Source organism: Acinetobacter sp. S4397-1 (assembly GCF_024129285.1).
Taxonomy (GTDB): Bacteria; Pseudomonadota; Gammaproteobacteria; order Pseudomonadales; family Moraxellaceae; genus Acinetobacter; species Acinetobacter lwoffii_C.
The window spans coordinates 1-4,124 of the sequence record NZ_JAMXXZ010000064.1 but is presented as its reverse complement, the minus strand read 5'-3'; the positions used below and the strand labels follow the sequence as shown (position 1 = coordinate 4,124).

Genomic DNA, 4,124 nt, shown 5'->3' with positions numbered 1-4,124 from the left:
TGGTCTAAACCTTTGATAATCTGTTCATGCGCTAATTTTTCGGCATTTCTTGCCCTAATTGCATCGTTTTCTAGTGCAATGGTTGGCATGATAATTTTAAGATTACGTTCTTCAATCGGTTTCAGTTGCTCACGTTCGTATCTACGTTTCATTGCTGTAACTGCAACGCCTTCATGCCAAGTGGCTTCTAAGTCTATTCCTCGATCTGCATTGCTGCGGTGGTCGACACGCTCCAAGCTATTTGCCTGTTCTAGGTATTTGTTACATAGGTCGGCAAAGTCTGAACGCCATTGTTTTATGGTTTCGGCTGACTGTTCTTTGTTAAATTCTCTGTTTTTCTTACTTGAAAAACCGCCTGTGTCTTGGTCAATGTGGCGACTGGTAAACATGATATGGGCGTGATAGTTGCGTTCATCACTTCCACCCCTCGTGTGCGGGGCATGGATTACGGCATCAACCACAACACTATGGCGGTTTACGATTTGTGAACATAGTTCATCAAGTAGTTGTTCACGCTGTCTTTGATTCAATTCATGCGGAAATGCTATTTCAAATTCTCTCGCTAGGGTTGCGTCTTTTCTACGCTCTGCTTTTTCTACTGCATTCCAAAGTGTTTGGCGGTTTGTAAGTGATGGCTTTGTATAGATCGGAGCATATATATTTTTAAAATCTACGCCTGTTTTTTTTGTGTAATCTTGTTCTTTTCCGTATCTCTCATCTATTAACTTTTCACCTGAACGATAAGCTGCACATGCAACGGCTGAACGCCCCGCACTTCGACTTATGTTCTTAACTGAAAAGTGATAAATAGCCACGTATTTCCTTTGTCTTTTTTCCGCTTTTGCTTTTGGGGTTGTAGGGGGCTATCCCCTGCCGTACTTCCATTGATGAAAACCATTAGGTTTTTTTCAATGGTAAAGTGCGCCCTTCGGGAAAACCACGATAGCAGATAGCACCTTGAATTTCAATTCATGTGCGCTTATGCTAACTGTGGTTTTTTAGGCTTTGGAATCACAATGAAAGTTGAATCATTAGAACAGCAAATTGCTAAACAAGAAGAACGCTTAAAACAGCTCAAGGCTCAAAAACAAGCTGTCCTAGCTCGTGAAAAGAAAAAGCAGTCTGAACAGCAAAGAAAGGAAGATACTAGACGTAAAATCCTGTTAGGTTCTTTAGCACTTAAACAAATGGAAAATGAAGAAAACAAAGAAAAAATACTCGCTGATCTCAACGAGTATTTAACAGAAGATAGAGATAGAAAGTTATTTGGACTTTGATTGTTAAGTAAGGTTTAATCTTATTTTACTAAATAATAACTGAGGGTTTTATTATGGGTGAGTGGAGTGATTATTTTGAAGATTATCCAGAAGAAGATATGGCTAATTATCGAAATGGAGTTTTTGATCCTGAATTAGCAAGACAACGAAATTCTAGCTCTTTAATGCCCCATATCTCTGAACATGAAAAAAAATTGCGTAGAGAACAGTATAAAATTTTGATGCGCTCTAAAGGTATAGAGATTAAGGACTAATTTCAGTCCTTAGATACTTTAACCTTTAAAACCTAATTTTATTAAATGTGGAAGAAACTGTTTTTGTTTTTCGGGGTCTTTTAGCATGTCTTTAATTCGACTTGCTAAAGCCTCATAGCTCTCATTACCAACGGCTAAATGTGATAGTTCGGATAATTTGGCAAGCTGATTTCCAAACGCATTAATTTGACTATCAGACATTTTGTGAAATAGATCTGGTGTATGTGTATCTCTTAATGATTTCGCTTTTTGGGGTTCTGCTTTTAATTTAAATTTTAGTTCCAAATGAGTGAATTTACGCCCTGTTTTGATCAGTTCATATTTAACCGTATAAGGCGTTTTTTCATTAATTTCATTGATTGCGGTATCTATCACACGCTTTTTAAGGTCTTTAGTTGCTTGATATTTATCAAATAAAGCTAATGAGTAACGAAGATCATCTAAGCTAATTTTACAGTAACCTGTTGACTTGAATTGCATCATCATTTGATAAAAACGGAAGCTATAAACGCTACTAAAACCTGCAACGTCATCAATTAAAAATTGAGTGAAATTAGATTTCAATTCACTTAGTAATGGCAAAATACGACTATCAAAAACTACTCTAGCCACAATATCATCGCTATGTCGTCCAAAGGGTAAAGATTCCAATAAGTTATATTTTCTTAACCCATTAATATAATTTTTATAATCTTCAGGATTTGGATATTTTAATTTTAATCGAGCATCTGCATTTTTATCAAAACGTAAGACTTCTGATAACCAATGAAATTCTAACACTCCTGCATTGGTATCTATGAGTAATGTTTTTCTCATCAAGTCTTTAGTAGCATTTCTAATATCTCTTGTTGCTTGATCTGCATTAGCTCCCAACCGAACAAAGTCATCCCTAGTAATGTAATAGGCTTGTTTGGGGTCTACTGGTTCATTTTTAGGTATCTGTGCTAAAGCAGACAAAAGTAAACGCTGTTCACTCACACTTAAATTGTATGACGCTTTAATGATGGAATTATCCATTACAACTAGATCGTTATTCACCCGACAATCTGTCCTTTTTATAATTAACTAGGACTTTTTTAACACTGTCCTAAATACAAATCAAGCACTAATTAGGACTTATTTATTTTTGTCCCACTTCACCGACAATCCGTCCCCTTTTGACCGACAATCCGTCCCACTTCACCGACAATCCGTCCCACTTCACCGACAATCCGTCCCATTTAACTCTCGCAAAGCCATATACAGCAAGGCTTTGACGGGGGGCTAAAAACCTTTAAAAACCTTTAAAAATAATAAAAAAGGAACGCACTCAAAAAACCTGTGGATAACTGCCCTATGGCACTCGCTAAAGCTCGTGGCATTTTGACCTCGCTTTGCTCGGTCTGAGGGGCAGTTATTTGTTAATCCTGTTTGTGAAATTCAAAAAAAACAAAAGCAGCTATGAATTCGCTTCGCTCATGTTTTTTTGAAAAGCAAAAGCTCCAATACTTCGCTCGTAGACACTCGCTAAATACAAGGAATTAGGCTCAAAAAAGAGCAAAAGCGGTTTTTCAGAGGGTCGAGGCGCAACTTTTCTTTGTGTCGCTCGTAGACACTCGCTAATAAATTATTTTGATTGTTTAAATATTCTTAATTAAAAGACAAAAAAGATAATCTTAAATTTTATACAAGGATGTTTTTAAGCGTTTTTAGCCATGTTTTGAATTGTGATGGTACTCTGATATGAAAAACTGTCAAAAGTGGCTGTAATCGCAAAATATGGCGTTTTAGGACTATCTTTTGATTTCATTGTCCTGTGATTTTCCTAGTTTTCGACTAATTTCGATGTTTTCAAGAATTTTTACCTGATTTTCAGTGTATGTGAGCGTGTACTCTTTCCCTGTTTTCAGGTCTTGGATTTGAGGATGGTAAACAAGCCCATCTTTTGTGTTTTGAACTGTGCCTTGTGCGCCTGATTGCAAAACTTTTCCATAGTAGGTCTGGTTTGCCTTCGCTAGCATTGAAATATTGGGGTCTATTTGCTCTTTTGCTTGGTTTAGCTGCTGTTCTGTTAAGAATTTTTCAGAATTTCGGGCATTTTTCGCCATAATTGGCTTTGTGCGCTCAATCATGGCTATAGCCGTTGCTCGATGCTCGTCCGTTACGCCTAGTTCTTTGAATTTTGCAAAGTTTGAGCGCATATTCTCGTATTGAATAACTTCTTGCTCAATTTTTGCTAAATGCTCTTTTTTGCCTAAAAATAGAGGGGTTTTGGCTCGCATGTCCTCAATTTTCGCTAACCATGTTTTAGCGTCTTCGATTTGCTGGACGTGCTGTTCTTTGAAAAGCTGATTCGCTGTTTCTTCAATGGCTGTACGGTACTTCGCTATAGCATTCCTTGCATCTGTGGCGGTTGCTTTTGGGGGCAGTGGCTGCTGCTCCAGTGGCTTGACTGGTGGCTGTACTAATTGACTATGCTCTAGTTTAAGTTGGTTTAATCTACGTTCTTCTAAGATAATTTCTTGGTCTAAACCTTTGATAATCTGTTCATGCGCTAATTTTTCGGCATTTCTTGCCCTAATTGCATCGTTTTCTAGTGCAATGGTTGGCATGA

At 37.5% G+C, this 4,124-nt stretch carries 4 protein-coding genes and 1 pseudogene; 2 read left to right on the top strand and 3 right to left on the bottom strand.

Going from position 1 to position 4,124, the window contains the following annotated elements; all coding sequences use genetic code 11:
* A partial coding sequence (gene mobQ, locus NI467_RS14430; RefSeq protein WP_253153485.1) for a MobQ family relaxase occupies positions 1-815 on the bottom strand: 815 nt, incomplete at its 3' end.
* 201 nt (positions 816-1,016) lie between these two features.
* Between mobQ and NI467_RS14425 the strand changes: the two genes are divergently transcribed.
* Both NI467_RS14425 and NI467_RS14420 read left to right on the top strand, forming a co-directional pair.
* A complete protein-coding gene (locus NI467_RS14425) occupies positions 1,017-1,277 on the top strand; it encodes a mobilization protein (protein ID WP_253153484.1) in 261 nt (86 codons plus the stop codon).
* 53 nt (positions 1,278-1,330) lie between these two features.
* On the top strand, positions 1,331-1,531 hold the full coding sequence (locus tag NI467_RS14420; protein WP_253153483.1) for a hypothetical protein: 201 nt from the start codon (positions 1,331-1,333) through the stop codon (positions 1,529-1,531).
* Positions 1,532-1,549: 18 nt separating this feature from the next.
* Here NI467_RS14420 and NI467_RS14415 read toward each other — a convergent pair whose 3' ends face one another.
* Both NI467_RS14415 and NI467_RS14410 read right to left on the bottom strand, forming a co-directional pair.
* Positions 1,550-2,569, bottom strand: coding sequence for a RepB family plasmid replication initiator protein (locus NI467_RS14415; RefSeq protein ID WP_253153482.1), 1,020 nt, complete (start codon positions 2,567-2,569; stop codon positions 1,550-1,552).
* Between the two features lie 734 nt (positions 2,570-3,303).
* Positions 3,304-4,124, bottom strand: a pseudogene (locus tag NI467_RS14410) (hypothetical protein); the annotation flags it as partial.